The sequence below is a fragment of the Streptomyces humicola genome (assembly GCF_024436035.1).
Classification (GTDB): Bacteria; Actinomycetota; Actinomycetes; order Streptomycetales; family Streptomycetaceae; genus Streptantibioticus_B; species Streptantibioticus_B humicola.
Map to the genome: position 1 here is coordinate 92,700 of NZ_JANFNG010000002.1, position 24,363 is coordinate 117,062.

Here is a 24,363-nt window from a genome sequence, read left to right on the forward strand (position 1 = left end):
GCGTCGGGCTCAGCGTATGGTGCGGTGGGATGCCAGTCCCTGTGTATGCACGATGAAGAGGCAGAAACGTCGCCGAGAACCAGATCCCTTTCCAGCACCCGGCAGCCCGAAGCAGGTTCCATGAGTCGAATGCGTAGCGTCGCCATCCTCGTAGCTGCCCTAGTGCCGACATTTATGACGGCACTGGATGGCGCCATCGTCAATGTGGCCCTGCCTCAAATCCGCAACGAACTCGCACTGGACGGAACCGATTTCAAGTGGGTCGCAGCCGTTTACCCTCTCACGCTCGCCAGCGTTCTCCTGCTGGGCGGACGCCTGGCTGACACCATCGGGCGGCGCGCGACCCTGTTGCTGGGCGTCGCCCTCTTCACCATGTCGTCGGTGGGCTGCAGCACCGCAACCCAGGGGGGGACGCTGATCGTCTTCCGGGGACTGCAGGGATCGGGCGCAGCACTCATCATGCCCGCGTCCCTGGCAGTCCTGTCGCACGATCTCCCGCCCCGCGCACGAAATACGGGTTTCAGCGCCACGACCGCCATTATGGCCACAGCGCTCGCCTGCGGGCCAGTGCTCTCCGGTGTCATCACCCAGCACCTGGGCTGGTCGTGGCTCTTCGCCATGAACGCACCCCTGGGGTTCACGAGTCTGCTCGTCATTGCGCTTGCAGTCCCCCGCCATGCCCGCGGGTCCCGTGCTTCCCAGACGTTGTCGTCTACAGTGTCGATCCGCGCCGTCGTGCTGGCATGTCTCTCCCTGGCGGCCGTCGCCTATTGCCTGATCGAAGGACCCGAGATCGGGTTCGCCAGCCTTCCTGTCTTAATCTCTGGTGTGTTTGCTGTGATGTCAGCCGGAGGCTTGTGGTGCGAAATGAAGCTGCATCGGAGCGTGGCGCTGGGGATACTGTTTCGTCAGCGTCCTTTCACGGGCGGGATCATCACTCAGCTCCTGTGGGGCTTGGGTGTGAGCGGTGTCTATTTCTTCACCTCCCAGTTCCTGCAGAACAATCTCGGCCTCCGTCCGACGTCCGCCGGGCTGGCCTTCGCCCCTGTGGCCTTGTCCGTTCTGGCCGCCGCGCCATTCATCGCCCGCATGGCGCGACGTTGGGGGGACGGGCGAATCTCTGCCACAGGTCTGCTCCTGGTGGCCCTCGGTCTGCTACTGGTTGCGCTGGGGAGCACCAGTGGAAGCTTCGTCCATATCCTGCCGGGCCTGTCGGCCGTGGGCTTCGGCTCGGCTTTGGCTATCCCACTCACCACCCGGGCACTGGAATCGTCTCCGCGTCATATGTCCGGCATCGCCGCCGGCTTGTTCAGCGCCGCTCGTGAGGCATCCGGAGTCTTCGGCATCGCGTTCGTCGGTGCGATTGTGACGTTCGTGCAGCATGCAGCAGCGTCGGCGGGAGCCGGTCCCGCAGGCGCCTTCCTTTCCGGCTATCAGGCCGGCCTTTGTGTCGCGTCCGCCCTCGTTGCCGCTGGGGCACCCGTTGCGGTGTGGGCCCTGCGCTGTCTCCCGAACGCCGAGGACGGCGACGATCCGTCTTTGGTCTGGTTCGGCGAGGACAGGCAGTGAGCGGGCACCGCGCAAGTGGTATGTGCTGCAGATGCTCGAGCTGGCCGGGGACGGCTTCATCGAGCCACCTCCAGAAGCTGCTACATCACGCCTCCTTCAGCGTTTGTGGCACACGATCTGCGGTTTTTCGTCCACCGCGAAGACCACCGCCGGCACCAGCAACGCCGTGGCATACCTCTATGTCGCGGCCCCGGTCGTCACCGGGGTCGATCCCGGCATGGGCCCGACAGCCGGCGAAAACACCGTCACCATCAACGGCACCAACCTGTCGACGGCCAGCGCCGTGTCGTTCGGTCCCAACCCGGCCACGAACATCACCGTGGTCTCGAACAGCCAGCTCACCGTCACCGCTCCGGGCGGCACCGCCTCGCTGGTCGGAGTTCGCACCGGCAACCGCGCCCACATCGCCCCCGTGTGCGTTGGCAGGGCGCACATCGTGGCGGCGTCGGCACAGGGGCCGATGGCGCTCGGATCGGGTCTGGTTGGCCCTATCGCGTCGGCCGCCAGCTCGCTCGTGGCCGCCTTCGGCGACCCGGACCGGCGCATCGTCGGCAGCCTGACCATCTGCGGCAGCCGGGTCGCTCCCGGCAGCGGACAAGTGGTCCTGTGCGGCCTCACCGAAGCACAGCAGCACCTCATCCGCGCGGCCCACGCCGCCGTGTCGCAAGAAGCCGAAAATAGCCCGTAGCCATGAGGAAGGACCCGTGCCGAGAGCTCGGTGACGCCTGGGCGGCACTCGGGAGCCCGGGCGGCGGGCCCGCACCGACCGGCCGCCCGGGCCCATCGTTGTCACGCGGCCTTAGTAGCCAGGGTCGTCGGGATGATCTTGTGGCGAGTCGTGTGGGGCGGTGTGTGCGGGAGCCACCTCGGTCTGTTCGGGTGCGGCATGCCGCTTTTGGTGTAATGGGTTGGTTGGGCTGTTCGGTCGTGTCACGCTGTCGTGTTGGATCACGGCCGCTCCCCATTGGAGGCCGGAAGGTGTGCCGCTCGCGTGAGGAGCTGTACGAGCGGATCCGCCATGACTGCCATCGGCGCAAGGCCGCCGAAGAACGCCAGGCCCGCCCGTGACGGACTCACAAGAGCCGCCCCGGACACCGCGCTTTCCTGATCTGCGCCAGCGACTGGATACCGAGCTGGACCAGATCGCCGAACAACTGCAGGTGATGGGCCAGACCCAGAACCGGCTGCAGGACCTTCTGGACGCCGCACTGTCCTTCGGCCGCGAGCTGGACCTGGACGCGGTGCTCCACCGCCTCATGATCACCTCCATGGAGCTGGTCGGGGCCCGCTACGGGGCGCTGGGAGTACTGGATGAGTCCGGGCAGTATCTGAAGCAGTTCCTCACCGCCGGCCTATCCGAACAGGAGCGGGCCGCACTCGACGGGCTGGAATTCCCCCGCGGCCGGGGCCTGCTGGGACATCTGATGCGCGATCCTGCCCCGCTGCGGGTCGATGACATCGCCTCCCACCCCGATTCCATCGGCTTCCCACCCGGCCACCCTCACCTGCGCACCCTGCTCGGGGTCGCGATCGGCTTCCGCGGCGAGATCTACGGCGACCTGTACCTGTCCGAGCGCTACGACGGGCAGCCCTTCGACGCCACCGACGAGCACACGGTGATCACCCTGGCCACCGCCGCCGGCATCGCAATCGAAAACGCCCACCTATTCCGCCAGCTCCGCGAAAGCGCCGAACACTTCCAGCGGCTGCTGCTGCCCACCCTGCCGGACCTGCACCCGTTCGAGGCCGCCGCCATCTACCAGCCAGCCGCCGAACCGGGCACCCTCGGCGGAGATCGACCTCGGCCGGCGCGTCAGGCCCGTCATCACCCCCGACGAGCCGGAACGCCTCGTCCAGGAGCTCGCCGCTGACCGGCTCCTGCACCGGGCCGCCGTGGTCGGCATCGACGGCCCCTCCTACCGGCTCCGCCACCACCAGAACCGCGCCGACAGCCTTCGCCAGGGAGTGAACGCCCGTGTCTCATGAACTCGACACCACCAGCGGCGAGTTGGACCGCAACTGCCCCGAGTGCCAGACCGGGTTCAGGGTCGATTCCGTGACCAGCCGGCGCAAGTACTGCTCGCCGACCTGCCGGGAAAAGGCCCGCTCGCACCTGCCCACGCAGCGGACCTGCCCCCAGTGCGAGCGGGAGTTCACCACCACCCTCAGTCCGAAGCGCATGCTCTGCTCGCCCGACTGCCGCACCGCCGCCCGCGAGGCCCAGACGGAAACCCGAACCTGCCCGGTCTGCGAGAACCCCTTCCAGGCCGGGCGAACGGTCCGCACCCGCTACTGCTCGGCGGTCTGCCGCCGCGAAGCCGAGCACCGCCGCGACCGGGCCCTGGACGAGGATCGGGCCCGCCGCCTCGGCCAGGCACCACCCGCGCTGCCGGCCCGGATCGAGCTCCCTCCGCCGCCACCGGTCCGCACCACCTCCCGGCAGCCCGCGGCCGTCCGTGACCCGCTGGAGCCGACCGCGACCCGGAACTGCCCCCCACTGCCAGCAGCCCGTCACAATCGTCGCCCTGCTGGCCACCCCGGAGGCCGCCCGTCCGACGATGCCGCACCACCGCACCGACGTCGTCCCGCTGCGGCGGACCCCATGACCGGCCCCTTCACGCTCGCGCAGGTCGACGAGTTGGTCACCCGCAGCCACGGCGACGGCATCACCGACCTCGCCGCGGCCGCGCTGATCGAGCACGACGCCAAGTTCCTGCTCGTCCGCACGGTGATCCGGGATCTGGACACGCTACCGGCTTGGGGCCTTCCGGCCGGCCCGGTCCTGCCAGGGGAAACCGTGGTCGACGGCCTGCACCGCATCCTCGCGCAGACCCTCGGCTACTCGGGCATCGAGATCACCGGCTTCCTCGGCCTCGTCGACGCCGACAACGGCACCCGCACCTTCGTCTTCTCGACCACCATGGACCAGCCCGACAGCCTCTGCTGGACCGGCGACATCCCGCACCGCTGGATCGACACCATCACCATCAGCGACCTGATCCCCGAGCTCAACCACTCCTTCGCGCCTACCACGCGCTCGACTTCAGCTGACCCTCACCCATCACCAGGGCCCGGCGACCTTCGGTCGCCGGGCCGAAAGCGGCGTCGTCAGGCGGGTGATGCATCCGCGACGGGGAGCCGTTCCGTTCCGCCGCCGAAGGGAAGGAAGACAGTGCGGCTGGCGAGGAACCAGGCGCCGTCGATCTTGCGGAAGATGTCCTCGTAGTGGCCAACGTTCGCCGGGAGCCTGGGCTCGATCATTCCACCTGGGTAGCCATCGACCCGATATGTCGTCAGATACGAGATCGCCCGCGCTGTCGCCTCGGACTCCACCGTGACCAGGATGTTCGTCATCAGACGGCGCGACAGCCTGTCCGCCGGGCGAGAGGCGAAATAGCCGCGCAGGGCCTCGCGCCCCTCGATGCGCCGGTCCCCGAAAGGCCAGTGCCAGACACCATCGGGCGTGAACAACTCGGCCACCGAACTCGGGTCGCCGAGGTCAAGGCGGTGGATGAAGTCCACAATGATGCGCTCGCAGGCGCGTTCCGCGAGCATCCGCTCGACCGGGGGCATGACCTTGTCGTCCATACCCCTGTCTATCAGCCCTAACAGGTTCCAGAGCAACGGCTTTTCCGCACCAGCGAGGACGGGTAGTGAGCGGGCACCGCGCAAGTGGTATGTGCCGCAGATGCTCGAGCTGGCCCGGGACGGCTTCATCGAGCCACCTCCAGAAGCTGCTACATCACGCCTCCTTCAGCGTTCGTGGCACACGATCTGCGGTTTTTCGTCCACCGCGTTCGCCAGCGGCGTCAGGTACAACCCCACCACGTCCCGGATCTTGTCGATCAGCAGCGGATCCGGGGAGATCTTGAAGGTCTCGGTCCGCCATGGCTCGAGGCCGAACGCCCGCCAGATGCGCAACACACTGCTCGGTGAGATCCCCACCCGCTTGGCCAGCTCCCGCTTCGACCAGTGCGTCGCACCTCCGGCACCTCTTCCACGGTGCGTACCACTCCCGGCCCCGGGCGCCGTTCCCGCGCCCGGTGCCCACCGATCATCCGGGTCAGACCATGAATCCGACGTGACGTACCTCGAAGTAGGGCTCTGGGGGCGAGTCGATGTCGCCGGCGTAGTCCATCCACTCCACGTCCATGGCCTCGACGTCGCCGGTGGCCCAGGTGTCGATGAACGCCTCCCACCGTGCGGCGCTGGGCCGCATGGTGCGTTCCGAGGCGGTGTGGTGCTTGTCGGCGGCGACCTGCTGGGCACCTTGGGCCTGCGGGTGGACTTGCTCGCCAGTGATGGGGATGACGGTGATGGACCGGCCGCGCATCCGTGTCCGTACCTGGGGGGCGACGGCCCCTCGGACCTCGGCCGACAGCGGGCGGCCGCGGGAGAAGCGGAGGTTGGAGCCGCGCAGCTGCCAGTAGGCGCGGTTGACGCGCTCCAGGTTGGCGCCGGACGGGCGGCTGCCTTCGCGGTGCCAGCGGCGCAGGGTGCTCTTCGGTACGCCTGCCGCGAGCAACGCCTCGTCACCGCCGGTGCGGGTGCCCAGGTACTTCAGCTGGCGGATGACGGAGGGTGAGTCGGCGCGGTCGGGGACGAGGCGTCCGGAGGCGAGTGCCTCGCGGACCTGCGCGTCGAGGTTGGCGGCGAACTTCCTTCCGCCGCTGTCGGCGCCTCGGCCCCAGTTGCCCAGGTCTCCGCCGCTGCGTGGTGGGCGTGGCATCAGTTACGCACCGCCCTTCCGCTCCACTCGTACGGCTCGCCCTTGACCTTGATCTCATTCAGGCTCGTGCCCTGGACGAAGACCGGCTTGCCGTCCAGGCGCGTGCCGAAGACGTCCTCGACGCCTCCGGCCAGGTGGAGTTCGTCGGTGCCCCCGGCGTAGGCAACGATCAGCCCTGCCCTGTGTGCCCGGATCGCCTTGCGCCACAGATTGGCAAACGCGTGGCCGCGGATGATGTGCTCCCAATCGGGACGCTTGATGTGGTGGTTGGCGCCCGAGTCGCCGATCGTCGAGACGAGGACCGCGTACATTTTCGCGACGTAGGTTTTGGTGAGCGCGTCGCCGTCGGCGATGGCCCGCGAGCGGGCGTCCCGCAGGATACCCACAAGGATCTTGAACAGGTTGTCCGTTCCCTTCGCCACATACGCCTCACGGATGCGCGGCAGCTCCTCGAGCAGGCCGGCGTTCTTGGCGTCCTTCAATTTGGCATACACCGAGGTGGGCACCCAGAGTCGTCCTGCGGTCTCCCGGTCGTCGCCGAGCGGGTGCGGCAGATGCGCGTGCGGCCACTTGGGTTGGTCGATCAGCACGATGCCGGCGAGGTTGACCCCGCGGCCGTAAGCGTCGGGGTTCTCCCACGACCACTCGCGGCCCTTGGGATCGGTGACGACCGGATTGTGGGTGATCGAGCGCACCGGCAGGGCTGCGGCGCCGAGGGCGGACAGGTAGGCGCCGTTCACGTCGAGCGGCGTCACGGTCTGCCTGATCAGTTCCTTGGCGGGGTTGGTGTACTTCGGGCGTGCTTCCCACACCTCGTCAGCGTTGCCGCGGCGCTTGCGGATCAGCGGGTCGGGAAGCTCTGGGTAGGCGGTGGGTTCATAGCGGCCGCCGACACGGGTTGCATCCCACAGCTCCATCACGTCCTCAATCGACTGCCCCGCCTTGTTGGGCTCACCAGCGAGGTAGACAAGGGCCGCGTCCCGATCGCCGCCATGCGACTCCAGGGCGCTGGCGACGCGGTCGGGGATGAAGGAGACCAGGTCGGGCCGCTCGGCTGTGTTGCGGCGCGGGGGCCTTGCCGGCGGCGTCGACGCGGCGGGGGGCTCGTCCGGTTCGGCGGGAGGGTTGCCTGGTAGCGGGGGTGCAGGGGCGGGCGTGTGGGCAGCAGTGGTGGTGGTGCTGGAGGGCGGCTGTTCGCCGGGGTCGGCGAACCGGGCGTGGGCCAAGTCGGCGCGCAGCATGATCGTCGCCACCTGGCCGAAGTCGCGTTCGGCGATGGTGACTTCGGCCACCTGATCGCTGCGGACCAGGGTCAAGGTCACGTCAGCATTGAGTGTGCCAATCACGTTCGGGTCGTCGGTGTCCACGGCGGCCAGGACGGGCACCTGCTGGGTGCGGGCGAGGTGTGCCAGAGTACGGGCGGCTGCGGGCAGGACGGGGCCGGACAGGGGGACTTGGGGGTCATGGAGGTGTTGGAGGCGGTCCACCACGATCAGCGCCAGGTGCTCCACGTCCGGGGCGGTAGCGGCGATCGCCTCGGCGGTCAGGTCGCCTCCGTCATCGATGTGCAGCGCAGCCTGGGACAGGCGAGCGGTCGCCTCGGCGACCGCCACGTGCTCGCTCGCCGTCAAGGCACCGGCGCGTAGGCGACGGTAATCGGCACCCGCCTCAGCGGCGATCACTCTGGCCGCGACGTCGGCGCGGGTCAGTCCCGAGGCCGCGTACAGCACCGGCTTACCGTCCTCGAGCGCTACCTGGCGGGCCGCTGCCGCGGCAAGCAAGCTTCCTCCGGCCCCTGGCGCAGCGGCGATCAACACCAACCGGCCAGGCAACAGCCCTCCGGTGGCGGCATCCAGCCCATCCAGGCCGAAACTGACGCCGACCGTGGTGTCCGGGCCGAGGAAGTCGCCCATCACGTCGCTGAGTGTGGCCAGCGCCCGCCCAGAGGCGGCCGGGGATGCGGCGGCGGGGGCAGGCGTGCTGTGGTCTGTCTCGATGGCCGTGGCGGGAAGCAGGACCGCGACCGGAGTCCGGCGGCGTCGCAGGACTTGCGGTTCCCCCCCGGCTGCAGCATCGACCAGCTCCCCCAGCTTCTTTCGTGCCTCAGTCACCGGCAACGACGGCAGCGCTGCTACGTGTTGTTCTCCCAAGCGGACCAGCGGCGCCAGTACGGCGGTGCGGGAGCCTCGCGCGATCAGCGTGACCGTGCCCGTCTCCGCGGCCCCCACCAGCTGGTACAGCGCCTTACGCGCATCCTCGATCAGCAACACTTCTGCGGCCCGTGACGCCTGGCCCGGCTCCTGCTCAGACAATCCGTCACTCCCCTATCCCACAAAGACACGTAAGGGCGTGCGAGCTATTCGTCAGGACTCTAGCATGCAATACGTAAGGATGGAGGGTACGTCGCCGCGCGATACGTAAGGGCCAGGTGCGGCGGCAGAGCACGCGAGCTGGCCCGCGAACCGCGAGAGGCGACACCACCTGGTTGTCGGCTCACGTCCAGCTCGGACGGGCCCACTCACATCAGCTGCCAGGCCATGCGTACCTCGCCGATGAGGAGATGCGCGCTGTGTGCAGACACGGCGAGTTCCTGCCGAGCGCGGGCCCGGCGGTCCAGGTCACCGCCGCGCGCCCGGGACTGCTCGTTGCGCGGGGTGAAGTCGTCTCCCCGAAGATGTCCAACGAGTGAAAAGGCCGGTGGTCTTCATGCATGAGAAGCCGTTGTCGTACCGAACGTGATCGTTGCGTTTCTGCTGGTCAGGCATGAACTCGGTGATTTCGCGGGAGAGATGACGCGTGGCGTCGTCTCGTCCGTGGAGGTTGCGGGTGCCGTCGGTGGTTGGACTGCTGGAGGAGCGCGAGCTGGTTGCCCGCCAGCGGGTGGAGGAACTGCGCGAGGAAGCGGACCGGATCCAGGCCGCGCTTCAGGAGGCGGAGACCGACTGGGAGCGGTGGGTGATCGCCCGGGAGCGGGTCGATCAGGTCCTGGCCGCGCCGTGTGAGGTGGGGCCTGGGCAGGCGACCGGGGCCGCGACGACGGCTGCGCCAAAGTCGCGCACTGGTGCTGTACCCGGGTCGGTGGTGCCGGTGCGGCGCGAAGGGCTCGAGGTAGCCGTGCTGGCCGTGGACTACCAGCGGATCACGAACATCGTGGCCGACCACGAACGGACCGCTGCTGGTCCGGTCAGCTGCCAGCAGATCGCCGACGCACTGGGGCTCGATCCGGTCCCGGCGAAGGTCGAAGGGGTGCGGTCGAAGGCGAAACGCCTGGTGCAGCGGGGGTGGTTCCGCGATCACTCGATCGGGACTCCCGTTCGATCAACAAGCCCCGTGATCGGTACGACAACGGCTTCTCAGATCGCTCATCACTCCCCCTCCCCCACACATGATCAGCGGCAGCAGGCTAACAGCCCAAGCACCACCAACCCACCCCGGTCGGCGGGCTTCGGCGTCGTCGATCGGGCCGGGCCTCTGTTCACCGGCGTCATCTTCCTTGCCGATCGGCTTGGGTTCGGTGAAGTCGTCGATGCGCGCCGCCGGACTACCTCAATGCGATGGGAGCGGGTGTGAGGAAGAGTTCGGAAAGCAGCTCGTACGAGCGCAGTCGGTCAGTGGGGTGGTGGGTGATGGTATTGATCACGAGTTCGTCCACACCGTAGGTTTGCGCAAGGGTGTTGAGGGCGGTGTGAACCTGTTCCGGCTCTCCGACGATGACGGCTCGTCGATTGTGGGCGGCCCGTTGCGCTTCGTCGCCTGTCCAGCGGTGGGCACGGGCGGCCGAGGGAGAGGGAATTGGCTCGTCGTGCCCCAGATCCTTGCGGCTGCGCCATAGCAGGTAGGAAGTGGCTAGCTCGGCAGCTTTGGCCTCGGTGTCGGCGGTGATGACGCGGACGGCCAGGGAGGCACCGATGGGGTCGTTGCTGCGAGCACCTCGTCGCAAGGCGTCGAAGGCGGCGCCGCCCAGACGCGGGTTGAGGAAGTGGGCGTAAGAGAAGTGCGTGCCGAGTTCGGCCGCCAGTCCGGCGGAGCTGGTACCTGCGCCGAGCAGCCACACAGGGGGCGGCGTGTATCCGTCGCAGGGTTTGGCCAAGTGGTGTAGGAGGTCCCGCACCTGTTCGGGGAAGTGGTCGGCGATGCCGCCCGCACGACCGATACCGAGATCGACGCGACCTGGGTGCAGGTAGGTAAGGAGCCGGAAGTCCTCGGCAACTTTGAGGGCCGAATAGCGAGGCAGCAATACCCCGCCAGTGCCGACACGCAGGTTCTGAGTGCGATCAAGGAGGGTGGCGGCGAGTATCTCGGGCGATGTTCCGGCAAAGCTGGGTGAGTTGTGGTGCTCGGCGACCCAGTAACGGTGGTACCCGAGAGTGTCTGCGACGCGGGCGAGGTCGAGGGTGGCGGCGAGGGCGTGGGCTGGTGTCGCACCTGCGGGGATCGGCGACTGGTCCAGGATCGAAAGCCGCAGGTTCATCGGTCGGCTCCTCGCACGGTAGCGGGGATGATGCGATAGTCGCGCTGGAAGACCAGGTTGTGCAGGTCGGCAGCGGCGATGGCACGCAGGGTGGGCAGTTCGGCGGCTGCCTGCTCGGGGGTGGAGACGTTCAGGGGCCATTGGCCGACGGTCGCGCCCTGCAAGTGGGGGTGGTGAAAGCCGGCTCCGTAGAAGGCGTGGATGGTGATCGGCGCGATGCCGGTGTTGCGCTGCTCGGGCCAGGTGAGTGCCCAGATCGCGTCGAGTCCGCCATCGCGCGAGCGGCGAACGCCTGTGGCGGTGATCTCGCCACTGCCCAGCAGGAGATGGCTGCCGATATCCTCCAGGGCTTCGCGGGCGTACGGGTCAAGGAGCGGGACAGTGTCGCGGAATGCGCGCTCCTTGCCCTGTCGGGAGGCGGAGCCGCCGTGGGTGCCGTCGCGAAGGTCGGCGAAGTGCCGCAGGAGTGCTTCGGTGCTGGTCGGGGCGGTGGAGGCAGACAGGCCTGTGTGACCGTAGTTGCTCATGTGTTTTTCCTGGTGAGGCAGCTGGGGATTCAGCGGTGTGAGGTGATGGCGAGCAGGTGATGCCGCAAGGTGGTGCCGAGCCAGCGGTGAAGCGGGCTGGCTTGCGGCTGACCGCTCGTGGCGTCCGAGTTGTTGGGGTGGAGGAAGGCTCCGTGTTGCAGTTCCGGGAACACGCGTAGTTCGACGTGATTGCCGTCCGCTCGCAGGCGTCGTGCGTAGAGGCGAACATCATCCGAGACGGGATCAAGCTTTCCGACGGCGAGGATCGCGGGGGCCATGCCGGTGAGATCTTCGGCGTGAAGTGGTGTGCTGTACAGGCCGGAGGCAGTGCCCGGCGGGATCTGTGCGAGGTAGTCCTGCCATGCGGCGATCATCCATGCCCGTGTGGGGAAGCTGTCCGGGGTACGGGTGTAGGACGGTGCCTGGCACTGCGGGTCCAGCGGTGGGTAGGCGAGCACCTGGGCCGCGAGCGGCCGCTGCTGATCACGCCATGCCAACGCGGCGCATGCGGCGAGGGTCCCTCCCGCGCTGTCGCCGCCGACGGCAACCGGGGTGTGTGGATTTTCGCAGGCAGCCTGGGTCTGTGCCCATTCCAAGGCGGCTATGACATCGGCGAGGGCAGCCGGATGACGGTGTCGCGGAGCCAGGCGGTAGTCGACGCTGACCAGGGTGCATGAGGCGGCCAGGGCAAGGGCCGCGCACGCCTGATGCCAGTCAGCAGCCGAACCTGCACGCCAGCTTCCGCCGTGTGCCCATACCAACCAGCCGTAGTTCTTGGAGTCCGGGTGGTAGATGCGGACGGGCACGCGATGCTGGCCGGGCACAGTGGTGGACTCCCACCGCACGGTATCTGTGTGTCTGAACTCGGGCATCACTGTTCCTTGCTGTCGGCGCTGCGGGCGTCGGCGGGGCAGTCGGGGCACGGCAAAGTCCCGCTTGGCAGGAGCGGTCAGCGAGCAGTTCCTGAGCATCGCCATTGGCTGCGCGGCATGAACGCGGAGCAGGCTCCGGTGAAGGCTCTGACTGAGAATGCGCGGTTGCGACCTGTGATGGTGCGCCCGCCGCCCTCAGGTCTTGTGTACGGTCACAGGGAGAGGCCGGTGTGCCGCTCGCTGTCGTATGAGCTCGTGTTTTCAGACAGTCGGCGGTTGCTGATCTCAGCTGCCAGAAGCCCCAGGGCTGCTTCGGAAGGAGATCCGGGCTCGGCGCTGTACATCAGAGCACGGTGGCCGGATTCGTCGGGTACGTGCATGACTTCGAAGGACAGCTCCATCGAGCCCACGATCGGGTGGTGGAACTGCTTCACCCCCGACAGGCAGTTGTGCACGGGATGGCGTGACCACAAGGCGGCGAACTCGCTGCTCTTCATCGACAGCTCCCCGATCAGACTGGCCAGCCGCCGGTCATCAGGGAAGCGGCCGGCCACCAGACGCAATGACGCGACCGTGCGGCGGGCTTCCTCATCCCAATCGGTGAACAGCTCGCGTGTGTGCGGATCCAAAAAAAGCATCTGCGGCAAGTTCGGCCGCTCGGACGGGCGATCCGGACTGTCCAGCGCAAGATGACCGGCGAGCAGCGCATGCGCCAGCGGATTCCAGGCGAGCACATCGCTGCGTCGGTCTACGACGAGGGCCGGTACGCCCTCCACGGCGCTGATCAACTGTTGCATCCCCGGCCTGGCGTACTCGGCGCGTGGCGCAGTGCGCCGGGGCCGGCGCGCTGGGTGGGCGAGGTTGCGAAGGTGGGCGTGCTCGTCTTCGCTCAGCTGCAGTGCGCGGGCGAGTGCGTCCAGGACTGCCTCTGAGGCGTTGGTGCTTTGCCCCTGCTCCAGGCGTGTGTAGTAGGTGAGGCTCATGCCTGCGAGCTGAGCGAGCTCTTCGCGGCGCAGACCCGGCACGCGCCGCCGCCCGCCGTAGGCAGGCAGTCCTGCGTCTTCGGGTTGCAGGCGCGCGCGGCGGCTGCGGAGGAAGTCTCCCAACTCGGTAGGTGCGTCCATGAGCACTAGTGTCCCTTGCCTGAAGCCGTTGTGGGAGCGGTGAGCCTGACCCTGTCGGTGACAGGATGCGCGCCGTTGAAGAATGCGTGGACAACCGCTGTGTGGCCCGGGTCCGCTGCATCCTCCGGGCAGCGCCGCGCGTGATTGGTTTTCCGAGAGTTCTGCGTGATGGTGGAGGCGCGCTTGTTATCTTCAGGGAAATTATCGTCAGTTGTCGACGGGCAGCGGCTGGTTGGCACTGTCCTTGAATTCCACGGTGGTGAATACCAGGGTGGTGGCTCCTATGTTCTCCAGATCATGGAGCAGGAATTCTCCGGGACCGAATGTGTAATGCCGGGTCTCGCCTGGGGCGTAGCTGACTTCCCGCGTGGTTCCGTCGAATGTGTGCTGGCGGCTTTTTCCTGCTGTCGCTGCGGTCCAGAAATAGTCCAGGACGTGCCGGTGGGCGGCCACGCGCTCCCCTGGCGCAAGTCGGATTTCCCACACCCGGACGCGGTCGGTCTCGCTGAGAAGGCGCTGGCCGACCGAGCCGCTGAAGGCGTTTTCTTCGAATTCCTGGAGGATGTGCGGGGGCCAGCCCTCGAAATCCTCGGCGATCAGCACGCCGGCCAGGGGTAGGTCAGTCAGGTACTCGGTGCTCATGATTGGTCTCCTTCTCTCCGGCCTGGTGGGTGGCCGGGCTTTTGGTTGCGGGTGGTGCAGGAGCTGGTGGTGGGCGGCTGTCACCTGCGGTCAGGGGCGAATGTCGACGGGCCGGACTCGACCGGGGTGTAGGCCGCTGGGTGGGTGGGGGTCTGCGGGGCAGGCGGAACCTGCGGCCGGGACTTTCGACTGCGGCTCCAGCGGCGCATGGCTGGCTGCTCCACGAAGGTGTGCAGGAGCCAGCCGCCGAGCAGTGCCGTGCAGAAGAAGCCGATGACGACGGCTATGCCCGCCGGGATGCCGAACTGGGCATCTCCCATGAGCTTGCGCAGGTAGAAGATCATGATGCCTTGGCAGAGGTAGAACCCGAAGGAAACCTCTCCGAGCCAGACCATGACCCGGCTGCGCAGCCGGGTCCGGCGCCCTTCCGCGTCGGCCTGTGCCACGGCGCCGATGAGTGCGCTGACCGGGATGATGGTGGCGACGTTGAAGCCGTACTGGAACGGCAGGACCAGGGCCAGTGCGTAGCCGAGGACCATCAAGATGGTCGAAGGGATGATGCCGAGGGTCCGTGGCCATTGTCCGGTCATGACGATGCGAGCCAGAAGGATGCCCAGGGCGAACTCGAAGATGCGGGAGGGAGGGAAGAGGTAGCCGAACCAGAATTGGAGGTCGGAGATGGGGGTGATGGCCGACTTGGGGGTGGCGGGGATGCAGAACTGTGCGAGGAGCTGGATGCCGACCATGCCGGCCACCATGACCGCCGACCAGGCCCACAGCCGTTTGCCGGCCGTGCGATGGAACAGCCGGATCAGCAGGGGGAAGGAGAGGTAGAACAGCAGTTCGCTGCACAGGGACCAGGTGGGCGGGCTGACGCTGAGGTTGATCGCGGGCTGCGGGAAGAACGTGTGGATCAGGAAGAGGTTGGGCAGCCATGCGGACGGCTCGGTAACTGCGCCGGCGAAGAGGACCATGGCTACGGCCCACACGGCCAGGTGGTTGGGGAAGATCTTCACCAGTCGGCGGCGGAGGAAGGCTGTCGCCGGCTCATTCGGTTTGGATGCCCAGGTGAGGACGAAGCCGCTGAGGACGAAGAAGAAGGAGACTCCGACGTAGCCTGCCTTGCTGAAGACCAGTTCGTCCCAGGCTGCCAGGCTGCGATTTGCGAACGGGTTGATCGGCGCGTTGGGCGGTATCGGGGAGTTGGCCAGCGAGGTGTGGAAGAAGAACACCAGCAACGCGGCCAGGAACCGCAGGCCGGTCAGGGATGGCAGGGGTGGCCGGCGGGCCGGCGCGCTGGGCGCTGCTGTGGGGATGGTTGAGGACACGGCGCGAAGACCTTCCAGGGGTTCGGGATGCCGGGGACGAGGGCCGGGCCGCAGCGCGGAGCCAAGGCTGCGGCCCGGGGCAAAGCCGGGAGTGCGCGCGGCCGATCAGCTGTCGATCTGGTTGCGGTAGAGCATCAGCTTGGCGTCCTTGGCGACGTAGTAGTTGTCGACCGAGTAGGCGATCGTGGCGAAGTCGAGGCGACCGTCGCCGTTGAAGTCGGCGGTGGCGATGCGGGCCACGGATTCATCGGAGACCCGCCATTTGGTGAACACGCCGTTTTCGATGTCGATGGCCTTGTAGTACATGACGCCCTGCCAGGGCCATGGACCGCGCAGGGCGACGAGGAATTCGTCGTCGCCGTCGCCGTCGAAGTCCGCGCACACGATCTGGTGTCCGGGGCCTTCGCCGTTTTCGTTGGGGTCGCCGTACACGTCGAGGAGTATGCGCTTCCACTGAGCCTCGGCTGCGGGCAGGTTGTCCTGCTTGATGTACACGGCAACGGTGTTGCCGTGGAAGGGCTCGATTGCCGTGACGTATGCCATCGGGTCGTCGCCGATGCGGCCGGCGTTGAGGTCTCCGCTGCCACGGAAGCCTGTCTGCTCGAACTGGGTGAGCTCGCCGGCTCCGATCAGCTTCCGCACCCAGGCCCGCGTGTTCGGGTCGTAGTAGAGCCAGGTGACGCCTTCGTCCGACGCGAGCAGAAGGGAGTCGAGGTCGGAGCCGGGGATCAGGCCGCTCTTCTTCTCTGCTCCGTGGATCATGCGGAAGTGGGTGTCGTCGATGATGGTCATCGGCCACTCGTCGGCGTTGTGCACGTCGTCGGGCTGGGTGAACATCACCACGGGCAGGACGGCGTGCACGTCTTCCTTGGCGACGATGGGGAGGCCGATGACCTCAAGTCGGTCGGTCCGGGTGAAGTGGCCGACGCGCAGGCGGTGCATGCCGGTTGCCCGCCCGATGTAGTGGCGCTTCCATCGGGACTCGTCCTTGTCGGGGCTGCCGGGATTCTCCAGCCAGTCGATCTTGCCGCCGGAGGTGTCGGGGTCATGAATCGTGCCGATCGGGCCGTACAGCTCGTAGCACACGACGATGTCTGGGTGGCCGTTGCCGCTGATGTCGGCGTAGTCGGCACCGACGGGCATCTTGATCTTGTCGGCGACGAGGCGTCGAGTCCAGTTCTCGTTGTTTTGGTACCAGTAGATTTCGCCGAGCCTGAGTCCGTACCCGAAGAGGTCCGGCCTGGAGTCGTTGTCGATGTCCGGGGCCTCCAGCCAGTAACCGTCGCGCAACTGATCGGAGACGATCTCGGGGGCGAACTTCGGGACACGCAGGCACGCTGCACGCTTGTCGGACACTGCAGATTCCTTTCCCAGAAAGGTAGTGGGGCGTATGCGCCGGGTCGCTGCCGGGACAGGTGGCCGGAGCATGGAGCTTTCAGGAGGCTTGTGCGTGGTATTCGACGGCAAGCCAGACGCAGTCGGTGTCGGCGTGGTACTGGTGCCAGGGGTAGATGAACGTCCCGTCAGGTCCGGTCGAGCAGAAGGGATCCGGGGTGGTGTACCCGGGGCTCATCAGAATGTCCTCATAGTGCGTGCTCGGGTCCTGGGCCCGGAATTTCTGCATCCGGCCTGTTCCGTGCACCTGGGTGTGGACTTCGATGAAGTCGTGCTGGTTATGGATGGCGCAGTCGGTTCCGGCGGGCGCGAACCACAGGTTGACCTTGATCTGGAATTCTTGCGGCTGTTCGGGTGCGGTGGCTTCCTCCAGGACTACAGCAGGGTCAAAGGTGATGCGCCCTGCGTCGTCCTGTGGGCTCTTCCAGAGCGGGATGTCCTTGGGAAACGGGGTTGCCTTTGAGCCAGGAGGGAGATCGGCGAGCAGGCTCCAACCGGGCTCCCCTGTGATGACGCTGATGCTGTCCGGCTTTGTCCGAAGGAGGACCAGGGAATCCGCCTGTTCGATGGTGGTGTCGACGAGGATGGTGGACGAAAGAGGCGGGATCGCTTTCCCGGGAGCTTCCCCGATGGGGATGCCGCTCATCCCCAGGTTGATGACGATGTTCCGCCCCTGGACGCGGAAATCTGTAGCGTTCTGGACGAGCTCTGCTTCAACGCTCTTCCCGGAAAAATTGAGGGGCGTGACGATGTTCCCTGTGTTGGCCACGGGGCAGGTGTCCTTCCGTTGAAGATCCAGAGGTCAGACGTTCATGTACGCGGGCAGGTCTGCCAGTTCCGCAGAAAGCTGATCGATCGCACTGCCCGGGACGAACGGCATGACCGCTGGCCCCTCGTCGAAGAAATGCGCGAGCGCTGCGACGGAGCGTTCCGTCGCCTTCCCGTCGCCGTAGGGGTTCGCCGCAGTCGCCATACGGCGGTACGCCTCAGCGTCGCTCAGCAGTCGGATGACCTCTGCCGTAATGCCCTCCGTGGTCCGCCCGACGAGTCGGGCAGTTCCGGCGATGACCGCCTCAGGACGCTCGGTGATGTCACGCAGCACCAGCGTCGGCTTGCCCAGGGCAGGCCCTTCCTCTTCGGAGCCACTGCTGTCGGAGACGATGATGTCCGAGCGTTGCATGAGGCGGCAGAAGGGCAGGTATGGCAGGGGATCGACAACCGTGATGTTCGGGTGGTTGCCGATGACGGGCAGCATGGCTTCCCTGACGACCGGATTTCGGTGCAACGGTGTGACGACGCGGATACCCGGTTCGGTAGCAATGCGGGCCAGGGCATGTGCTATCTCGGGCAGGTTGTTCCAGGATTCTCGCCGGTGGGCGGAGGCCAGCACGATCCGGCGAGGGTCGCGGTCCAGGTCCTCCAGCGCCGGATGGCCGTAGTCGTTGGCTGTCTGACTGGCCCAGCGCAGGGCGTCGATCACGGTGTTTCCGGTGACGACGATGCGGTGCGGGCTGATGCCTTCACGGATCAAGTTGGCGCTGTTGCCCGGTGTCGGTGCAAGGTGCAGGTCCGCTATCTGCCCGACCAGGCGGCGGTTCGCCTCCTCGGGGAACGGCGAGTGCAGGTTGCCGCTGCGCAGTCCGGCCTCGACGTGCACGACCGGGATCCGGTGATGGAATGCAGACAGCCCGCCGGCAAGGGTGGTGGCGGTGTCGCCGTGCACCAGCACTGCCTCGGCGCCCAGCGGTCCGAGCTTTTCCGACAGCCCGCGGATGGCGCGGTACGTGACTTGGGACAATGTCTGCCTGGGCGCCATGATTCCCAGATCGATGTCGGGCTTGAGATTGAATGCGTGCAATGCCTCGTCGAGCATCTGTCGGTGCTGTCCGGTCGATATGACGACGGGGTCGAAGCGGGGATCTTCCTTGAGCGCCCGGATGACCGGCGCGAACTTGATAGCCTCCGGCCTGGTTCCGAGAACGACAGCAATGGTTCGCATGACCCTCTCCCCTGGTTCATGTAATAGCTGCTCTGTTTGAGTATCGGCTGGCAAGCAGTCGCGGGTGACGCGCTCAGTTGATCGGGTATCAGCCGTCGGTGTCTTGTCGACTGAAGAAGCCGGGCGGGCCCGGTCTACTCATCCGGGCTTGCTCACCTATCGCTCATCGGACAGCTTTCCTGTCCCCAATTCCCGGTGTCAACGTTGCTACTTGCACACTGACGAGAACCAAGGTCGAGTTCGCCGGCCCAGGCAACAGAACGCGCCTGCCCACACCGAAAGTGTGGGCAGGCGCGTTCGTGGGCAGCCGGGGAACCCGCTGCGGGGAGATGGGAGACGGGGGAATTGGCCCATCCTCCCCGCAGCGGGAGTTTGGTTCCCTAGTGGGCGGCCGGCTCGATGGACAGCGAGTGGCGGAAGAAGTTGCCGGGGTCCCACTGCCGCTTGACCTGCTGCAGCCTGGCGTAATTTCCCTTGTAGTAAAGGGTGGACCAAGGGACGCCGGACTTGTTGTAGTGAGGGTCGGCGACGTCCTTGTCCGGATAGTTGATGTAGCAGCCGTCGGTGGCGTCGTTGGGGACCGGGACTCCGCCGGTAGTGGAGAAGAAGTCCTCGTAAATGCTGCGTGCCCAGCCGAGGTTGGCGTCGTCCCCGGCTTCGTCGGGCCAGAACGTCTGGAAGCACATCTTGAAGACGGACTCCCGCTGGGAGTTTGCGGTCGCATCGTCCGCGGCTGCGTTGACCTGTCCGCCGAAAGAGAACAGTACGATCATCGTGTTCGGGTTCTCGAACGATGGGTCGCTCATGTGCCGGTACATCGCGGACACCTGATGGTCGGAGAAGTTCTTCCGCATGTACGCGGATTTGTGGGCACCGCGTGAGGTCGGATTGGTGATCGTGGGATTGTTGGTACCGACGAGGCGGGTGGCCTGCAGCCAGGGCATGCGGCGGGGGCTGGCCAGGAACGGCATGGCGGTCAGCTCGCCCGAAGGGTTGGTCATGGCCACGGTCTTGATGCCGGTACCTGCGGTCATCGCGGTGAGATAGTCATCGAGCAGCTTCTCGGCGCCGGGAACGGTCGCGTCCACCTGGGTGAACATGTCGAGGGTTCCATGCGCCTTGTGGCAGACGTTGAACAGGCTGCTCAGCTTGGTGTATGGGGAGTCGGGGGCGCTGTTGGCCTCGTGCCAGGCTCCGAAGTTCTTCAGCAGCCGGCTGAAGGACTTCTGCGTGAGCTGGTCCCACGGGACGGAGATGGCGCTGACCAGCACTTCCGAGGGCGGTTGGACCAGCAGTTGGGTCGGGTTACTGCCGGTTGCATGCGGTGAGCGGAACCAGTACCGAGTGACGAGGCCGAAGTTTCCCCCTCCGCCGCCGGTGTGGGCCCACCACAGGTCGCGGTTAGGGTCGTCGGCTTCGCGGGTGGCGGTCACGGTGCGGACACGGCCTGCCTCGTCGACGACGACGACCTCGACGGCGTACAGGTGGTCGACGACCAGGCCGTGCGCGCGAGACAGGAGGCCGTAGCCCCCGCCGGCTATGTGGCCTCCGGCTCCGACGCTGTAGCAGATTCCCCCGGGGATGGTCACTCCCCAGCCCTTGTACAGGGCCTCGTACACATTCATCAGGCGGGCGCCTGGTTCCACGGCGAAGGCCCGTCGGCCGGGATCGTAGGAGACGTCGGTCATCTCGGAGAAGTCGAGGATGACCTCGACTTCGGGGTTGCAGACGAAGTCGGAGAAGCAATGGCCTCCGCTGCGGACCGAGATCCGTTTGCCGGCCCGGACCGCTTCAATCAGGGCTTGCTCGGCATCAGCGGTCGACCTGATCATCTTGATGTAGTCGGGCTGGGCCACGAAGCGCTGATTATTACCGGTCGTCAGCAGCGGATACCGCGGGTCACCAGGTTGTATGGTCGCCCCGGTCTGCTCTGCGGGACTGCGGTGCCCAGGGGCAGCAGCGAGTGCGGGACCTGCCATCGTGCCTGCCATCGCCGTTCCGCCGAGCAGTACCGCGGAACGGGTCAGCATCGTCCGGCGGTTGACGCCTCTCATGGTCATGCACCTCGGATTCTGGAGTGTGGGTTCATCGTTTACACACCTCCGCCGACGGAGGTATGCGTGGCCGCGACGTCGGTCATGGCCTGCCGTGAGGCGTTGCGGCGCCTTGTATGCCGGCGGTCGAGAAGTCCGGAAGAGGCCGCAACGGCTAGTCCCGCGACTGCGAGCAGTGCCCCGACCCAGTTCGGGGCGGTGTAGCCGAGGCGTGCTCCGATGGCCAGGCCACCGAGCCAGGCCCCGCAGGCGTTGCCGAGATTGAAGGCTCCGATGTTGGCGGCTGACGCCAAAGCGGCTGCCCCTTCGGCCTTGCTCATCACCCGCGCCTGCAGCGGCGGTACGGTCGCGAAGCCCACCACACCGAAGACCGCGATGGTGAGACCGGCGGCGATCCGCGAGTGCGCCGTGAAGACGAATACCGTCAATACCGCTGCGAGCAGCGCCAGGACGACGTACAAGCTGGGCATCAGACGCCGGTCGGCGGCGCGACCGCCCAAGACGTTGCCGATGCACAGTCCCGCGCCGAACAGAATGAGCAACCAGGTCACTGCTGACGGTCCGAACCCGGCTACCTGGGTCATCATCGGTGCGATGTAGGTGAAGGAAGCGAAGACGCCGCCGAAGCCGAGGGTGGTTGTCGCCAGTGCCAGCCACACTTGCGGGCGTTTGAAGACTGCCAGCTCGCTGCGGAGTCCTCCGGGTGCGGGGCGTGGCTGCCTGGGTACGAGGGCAAGGATGCCGACCATACCGATGATCCCGAAGCCGGTCACCGCCCAGAACGTGGACCGCCAGCCGAAGTGCTGGCCCAATGCGGTACCCATCGGAACGCCGAGGACGTTGGCGATAGTCAGTCCGGTGAACATCATGGCGATTGCGCTTGCTCGCCTGGCCGGTGCGACCAGGTCGGCTGCCACCACTGAACCGATGCCGAAGAAGGCGCCGTGGCAAAGGGCCGCCACCGCGCGGCCGGTCATCAACAGCCAGTAGCTGCTCGCGACTGCGCAGAGCAGGTTGCCGATGGTGAAGACGCCCATCAGGACTACGAGCATCGTCTTGCGGGGCAGCCGGGAGCCGGCGGCGGTCATCAGCGGGGCCCCGACCACCACGCTGAGCGCGTACCCGGACACCAGCAGGCCGGCGGTCGGGATCGAGACCGTCAGGTCTGCGGCGATCTGCGGCAGCAGGCCCACGATGACGAACTCGGTGGTGCCGATGCCGAAGGCACCGATGGCCAAAGCAAGCAGGGCAAGGGGCATCGTGCGGTCCTTCTCACGCAGGGGGCCAAGTTGAGCTCCGGCTGTCTGCAGCGCGGCCCGATCGGGTTTTACAGCTGGCGCAGTGCGCCGCCGTCGATGGCCCACTCCGCTCCGGTGACCTGGCGGGCCAGCGGTGAGAGCAGGTAGGCGACGACGCGGGCGACGTCGTCGGGTGTGCCGATGCGGCCGGCGGGAAGGCGGCGGACCTGCTGAACGAAGTGGTCGATGGCTTCCTCGACCGGAAGTTGGAACTGCGCAGCCAGTTGTTCGGCGAAACCGCCCGGGGCGTCCCACAGCGCGGTGCGTGTGGGGCCGGGCGAGACGACGTTGGAGCGGAGGCCGCGTGTGCCGAATTCGGCCGCCAGGGTTTTGGAGACCGACAGCATGGCGGACTTCGCGGCAGCGTAGTCGACCAGGGGGACGTCGGGGAAGCGGGCGGCCTCACTGGCGATGTGCACCACGCTGGCCTCCCCGCCCCGCATCAGCGCAGGCAGTGCGGCGCGAGTGATGCGGACCGCGGAGAAGAAGTTGAGCTCGAAGGTCGCCTTCCACTCCTCGTCGGCGACGTCCAGGAAACTCGTGCGGGACTCGAGACCGCCGACGTTGTTGACCAGGCCGTCCAGTCGGCCGTGCCGTTCCAGCGTCGCCTCGACGATCCGCTGCGCGCTATCCGGGTCGGTGATGTCGGCCGCGATACCGCTGGCCGCCGGGTGGAGGGCATCGATGACGTCGGCCTTGCGGGCGACGCCGACCACCGATGCTCCCTCGGCCGCGAGCAGCCGGACGGTTGCCGCTCCGATGCCGGCCGACGCACCGGTCACGAGGAACACTTTGCCAGCGAGCTTCAGATCCATGGATGGACTTCCCTTGTGGTGATGAGGACCGGGGGGCGGTGCCCCCGGCTGGGGCACCGCCACATGAGCATGCGGTCGATCAGGCGGCCTGCTTGCTGCGCAGGAAGATTCCGGACAACAGCGCACCTGCCAGCACGATGAACGCGTTGACGGCGACGGCAGTGGAAATGCCGCCCAGCACGGCGGACGTCCCGGATGCCGCAGTGACCCCGGCCGTGGCGATAGCGCTCATGACCGGTGTGCCCATAGTGATGCCGACCTGCTGGGTCATCGTCGCAAGACCGGTCGCCATGCCCTGTTCGGCATCGGGCAGACCGGAGGTCGCGGTCACCATGAAGCCCACGATCACAAGCATGTTGCCGACACCGCCGATGAAGGTGGCCACCAGCAGCAGGGCCATGGAACTGCGGTGCTCGCCGAGGGTCACCAGCGCCAGTGTGGCAATGAACTGGATGAGCCCACCGGTCACCAGCGTCGCCTTGGTGCCGATCTTGCCGATCACCCGCGGCGCCATCACACCACCCGATACCGTTCCCAGCCCCAGCACCCCGAAGGACAAGCCGGCCGCCAGAGGCGAGAATCCGAGCACCTTTTGCAGGTACAAAGTCATCAAGAAGACCAGTGAGGTCTCGGTCACGAAGGCGATCAGTCCGGCGAGGTTGCCCCAGATCACCGTTCGCCGCTTGAGGACCCTCACCGGTACCAGCGGCGCAGCCGCGCCCCGTTCGATGGCGTAGAACACGATGAGCAAGATCGCGCCTACGGCCAGAGAACCCAGCGCCAGCGGGTTTCCCCAGCCCTGCTCGCCCGCCCTGGTCAATCCGTAGACCAGCGCCAGCAGACCTGCGGTGACGAAGATCGCACCCGGTACATCCAGTTTCGGCCTCTCGTCGGGGCGGCTCTCCTTGATCACCGTGGGCGCGATGAGGAGCACGATGCACGCCACCGGGACATTGATGAAGAACGACCACCGCCACGACAGCAGGTCGGTGAGCACGCCTCCGAGGATCGCACCGGTGGTGAACCCGGCCGACATCAAAGCGCCGTTGAGCCCAAGGGCCTTCTCCCGCAGCGGGCCTTCGGGAAAGGACGAGGTCAGCAGTGACAGCCCGGCAGGCGTCACTGCCGCAGTCGCCAGACCCTGCGCCACCCGGGCGGCCAGCAGCATCGGCGGGTTGACCGCCAGTCCGCCCACGAGCGAGGCGGCCCCCAAGACCGCCAGCCCGACCAGGAACAGCCGGCGGCGTCCCACCACGTCGGCAATTCGCCCGAACAGCAGCGTGAACCCGGCCGCACACAGCGCAAACGCGGTGGCGATCCATTGCAGGTTCGCCAGCGAGAACTTCAGTCCCTTGCCGATGGTCGGCAAGGCGACATTGAGAATGGAGAAGTCCACGGCGAGCATGAACTGCGCCACCAGGAGCACGACCAGGACCAACCGCAGCTTCCCGGTCAACTGGTGGGAGGCCTTTGCCTGCTGCCGAGTGGCAGACGCCTCATCCAGCGTCGACATCGTCACGCTTCCTTCCCGCTTCGCCAT

Annotated in this window: 21 protein-coding genes and 1 pseudogene; 5 read left to right on the top strand and 17 right to left on the bottom strand. The window is 66.9% G+C overall.

What is annotated here, in order from left to right; genetic code table 11:
* The first annotated feature begins 174 nt into the window (after positions 1-174).
* From NGB36_RS03825 to NGB36_RS33355, 4 genes are all read left to right on the top strand, one after another.
* Positions 175-1,569, top strand: a complete 1,395-nt coding sequence (locus NGB36_RS03825; RefSeq protein WP_255918607.1) for an MFS transporter — start codon at positions 175-177, stop codon at positions 1,567-1,569.
* A 31-nt stretch (positions 1,570-1,600) separates the two neighbouring features.
* The gene (locus NGB36_RS03830; protein WP_255918608.1) at positions 1,601-2,257 is read left to right on the top strand and encodes an IPT/TIG domain-containing protein; all 657 of its coding nucleotides are present in this window, start codon (positions 1,601-1,603) and stop codon (positions 2,255-2,257) included.
* A gap of 376 nt (positions 2,258-2,633) precedes the next feature.
* Positions 2,634-3,440: a GAF domain-containing protein gene (locus NGB36_RS03835; RefSeq protein WP_372509362.1), complete on the top strand. Its 807-nt coding sequence runs from the start codon at positions 2,634-2,636 to the stop codon at positions 3,438-3,440.
* Between the two features lie 104 nt (positions 3,441-3,544).
* Positions 3,545-4,795, top strand: a complete 1,251-nt coding sequence (locus tag NGB36_RS33355; RefSeq protein ID WP_255918609.1) for an NUDIX hydrolase — start codon at positions 3,545-3,547, stop codon at positions 4,793-4,795.
* Here the strand turns inward: NGB36_RS33355 and NGB36_RS03845 are convergent.
* The 4 genes and pseudogenes from NGB36_RS03845 to NGB36_RS03860 form a co-directional block, all read right to left on the bottom strand.
* The gene (locus NGB36_RS03845) at positions 4,678-5,157 is read right to left on the bottom strand and encodes a nuclear transport factor 2 family protein (RefSeq protein WP_255919009.1); all 480 of its coding nucleotides are present in this window, start codon (positions 5,155-5,157) and stop codon (positions 4,678-4,680) included. The two genes, NGB36_RS33355 and NGB36_RS03845, sit on opposite strands and share 118 nt — an antisense overlap.
* A 183-nt stretch (positions 5,158-5,340) precedes the next feature.
* A pseudogene (locus NGB36_RS03850) lies at positions 5,341-5,582 on the bottom strand (IS630 family transposase); the annotation flags it as partial.
* Between the two features lie 50 nt (positions 5,583-5,632).
* Positions 5,633-6,298 carry a hypothetical protein gene (locus NGB36_RS03855; protein ID WP_255918610.1) on the bottom strand — a complete coding sequence of 222 codons (666 nt, stop codon included), beginning with the start codon at positions 6,296-6,298 and terminating at the stop codon, positions 5,633-5,635.
* Entirely contained in the window at positions 6,298-8,610 is a 2,313-nt protein-coding gene (locus NGB36_RS03860) for a type II toxin-antitoxin system prevent-host-death family antitoxin (protein WP_255918611.1), read from the bottom strand. The genes NGB36_RS03855 and NGB36_RS03860 overlap by 1 nt, the downstream gene beginning before the upstream one ends.
* A 523-nt stretch (positions 8,611-9,133) precedes the next feature.
* Here NGB36_RS03860 and NGB36_RS03865 point away from each other — a divergent pair.
* Entirely contained in the window at positions 9,134-9,868 is a 735-nt protein-coding gene (locus NGB36_RS03865; protein ID WP_255919036.1) for a hypothetical protein, read from the top strand.
* Here NGB36_RS03865 and NGB36_RS03870 read toward each other — a convergent pair.
* The 13 genes from NGB36_RS03870 to NGB36_RS03930 form a co-directional block, all read right to left on the bottom strand.
* Positions 9,840-10,769 (bottom strand): MsnO8 family LLM class oxidoreductase, encoded by a 930-nt coding sequence (locus NGB36_RS03870; protein ID WP_255918612.1) that lies wholly within the window; start codon positions 10,767-10,769, stop codon positions 9,840-9,842. The genes NGB36_RS03865 and NGB36_RS03870 overlap by 29 nt on opposite strands.
* Complete coding sequence (locus tag NGB36_RS03875; protein WP_255918613.1) at positions 10,766-11,296, bottom strand: hypothetical protein; 531 nt, start codon at positions 11,294-11,296, stop codon at positions 10,766-10,768. The genes NGB36_RS03870 and NGB36_RS03875 overlap by 4 nt, the downstream gene beginning before the upstream one ends.
* Positions 11,297-11,325: 29 nt before the next feature.
* On the bottom strand, positions 11,326-12,168 hold the full coding sequence (locus tag NGB36_RS03880) for an alpha/beta hydrolase (RefSeq protein ID WP_255918614.1): 843 nt from the start codon (positions 12,166-12,168) through the stop codon (positions 11,326-11,328).
* Positions 12,169-12,380: 212 nt separating this feature from the next.
* Positions 12,381-13,292: a helix-turn-helix transcriptional regulator gene (locus NGB36_RS03885; RefSeq protein ID WP_255919010.1), complete on the bottom strand. Its 912-nt coding sequence runs from the start codon at positions 13,290-13,292 to the stop codon at positions 12,381-12,383.
* Between the two features lie 207 nt (positions 13,293-13,499).
* The gene (locus NGB36_RS03890; RefSeq protein ID WP_255918615.1) at positions 13,500-13,934 is read right to left on the bottom strand and encodes a cupin domain-containing protein; all 435 of its coding nucleotides are present in this window, start codon (positions 13,932-13,934) and stop codon (positions 13,500-13,502) included.
* Positions 13,935-14,014: 80 nt separating this feature from the next.
* Complete coding sequence (locus NGB36_RS03895; protein WP_255918616.1) at positions 14,015-15,262, bottom strand: acyltransferase family protein; 1,248 nt, start codon at positions 15,260-15,262, stop codon at positions 14,015-14,017.
* 105 nt (positions 15,263-15,367) lie between these two features.
* On the bottom strand, positions 15,368-16,618 hold the full coding sequence (locus NGB36_RS03900; RefSeq protein WP_255918617.1) for an FG-GAP repeat domain-containing protein: 1,251 nt from the start codon (positions 16,616-16,618) through the stop codon (positions 15,368-15,370).
* Between the two features lie 79 nt (positions 16,619-16,697).
* The gene (locus NGB36_RS03905; protein WP_255918618.1) at positions 16,698-17,426 is read right to left on the bottom strand and encodes a hypothetical protein; all 729 of its coding nucleotides are present in this window, start codon (positions 17,424-17,426) and stop codon (positions 16,698-16,700) included.
* Positions 17,427-17,459: 33 nt separating this feature from the next.
* On the bottom strand, positions 17,460-18,656 hold the full coding sequence (wecB, locus tag NGB36_RS03910) for a non-hydrolyzing UDP-N-acetylglucosamine 2-epimerase (protein ID WP_255918619.1): 1,197 nt from the start codon (positions 18,654-18,656) through the stop codon (positions 17,460-17,462).
* 380 nt (positions 18,657-19,036) lie between these two features.
* A complete protein-coding gene (locus NGB36_RS03915) occupies positions 19,037-20,710 on the bottom strand; it encodes an FAD-binding oxidoreductase (RefSeq protein ID WP_255918620.1) in 1,674 nt (557 codons plus the stop codon).
* A gap of 38 nt (positions 20,711-20,748) precedes the next feature.
* Complete coding sequence (locus NGB36_RS03920; RefSeq protein ID WP_255918621.1) at positions 20,749-21,969, bottom strand: MFS transporter; 1,221 nt, start codon at positions 21,967-21,969, stop codon at positions 20,749-20,751.
* A gap of 68 nt (positions 21,970-22,037) precedes the next feature.
* On the bottom strand, positions 22,038-22,823 hold the full coding sequence (locus tag NGB36_RS03925; protein ID WP_255918622.1) for an SDR family NAD(P)-dependent oxidoreductase: 786 nt from the start codon (positions 22,821-22,823) through the stop codon (positions 22,038-22,040).
* A gap of 79 nt (positions 22,824-22,902) precedes the next feature.
* Positions 22,903-24,336: an MFS transporter gene (locus tag NGB36_RS03930; protein WP_255918623.1), complete on the bottom strand. Its 1,434-nt coding sequence runs from the start codon at positions 24,334-24,336 to the stop codon at positions 22,903-22,905.
* Positions 24,337-24,363 lie beyond the last annotated feature (27 nt).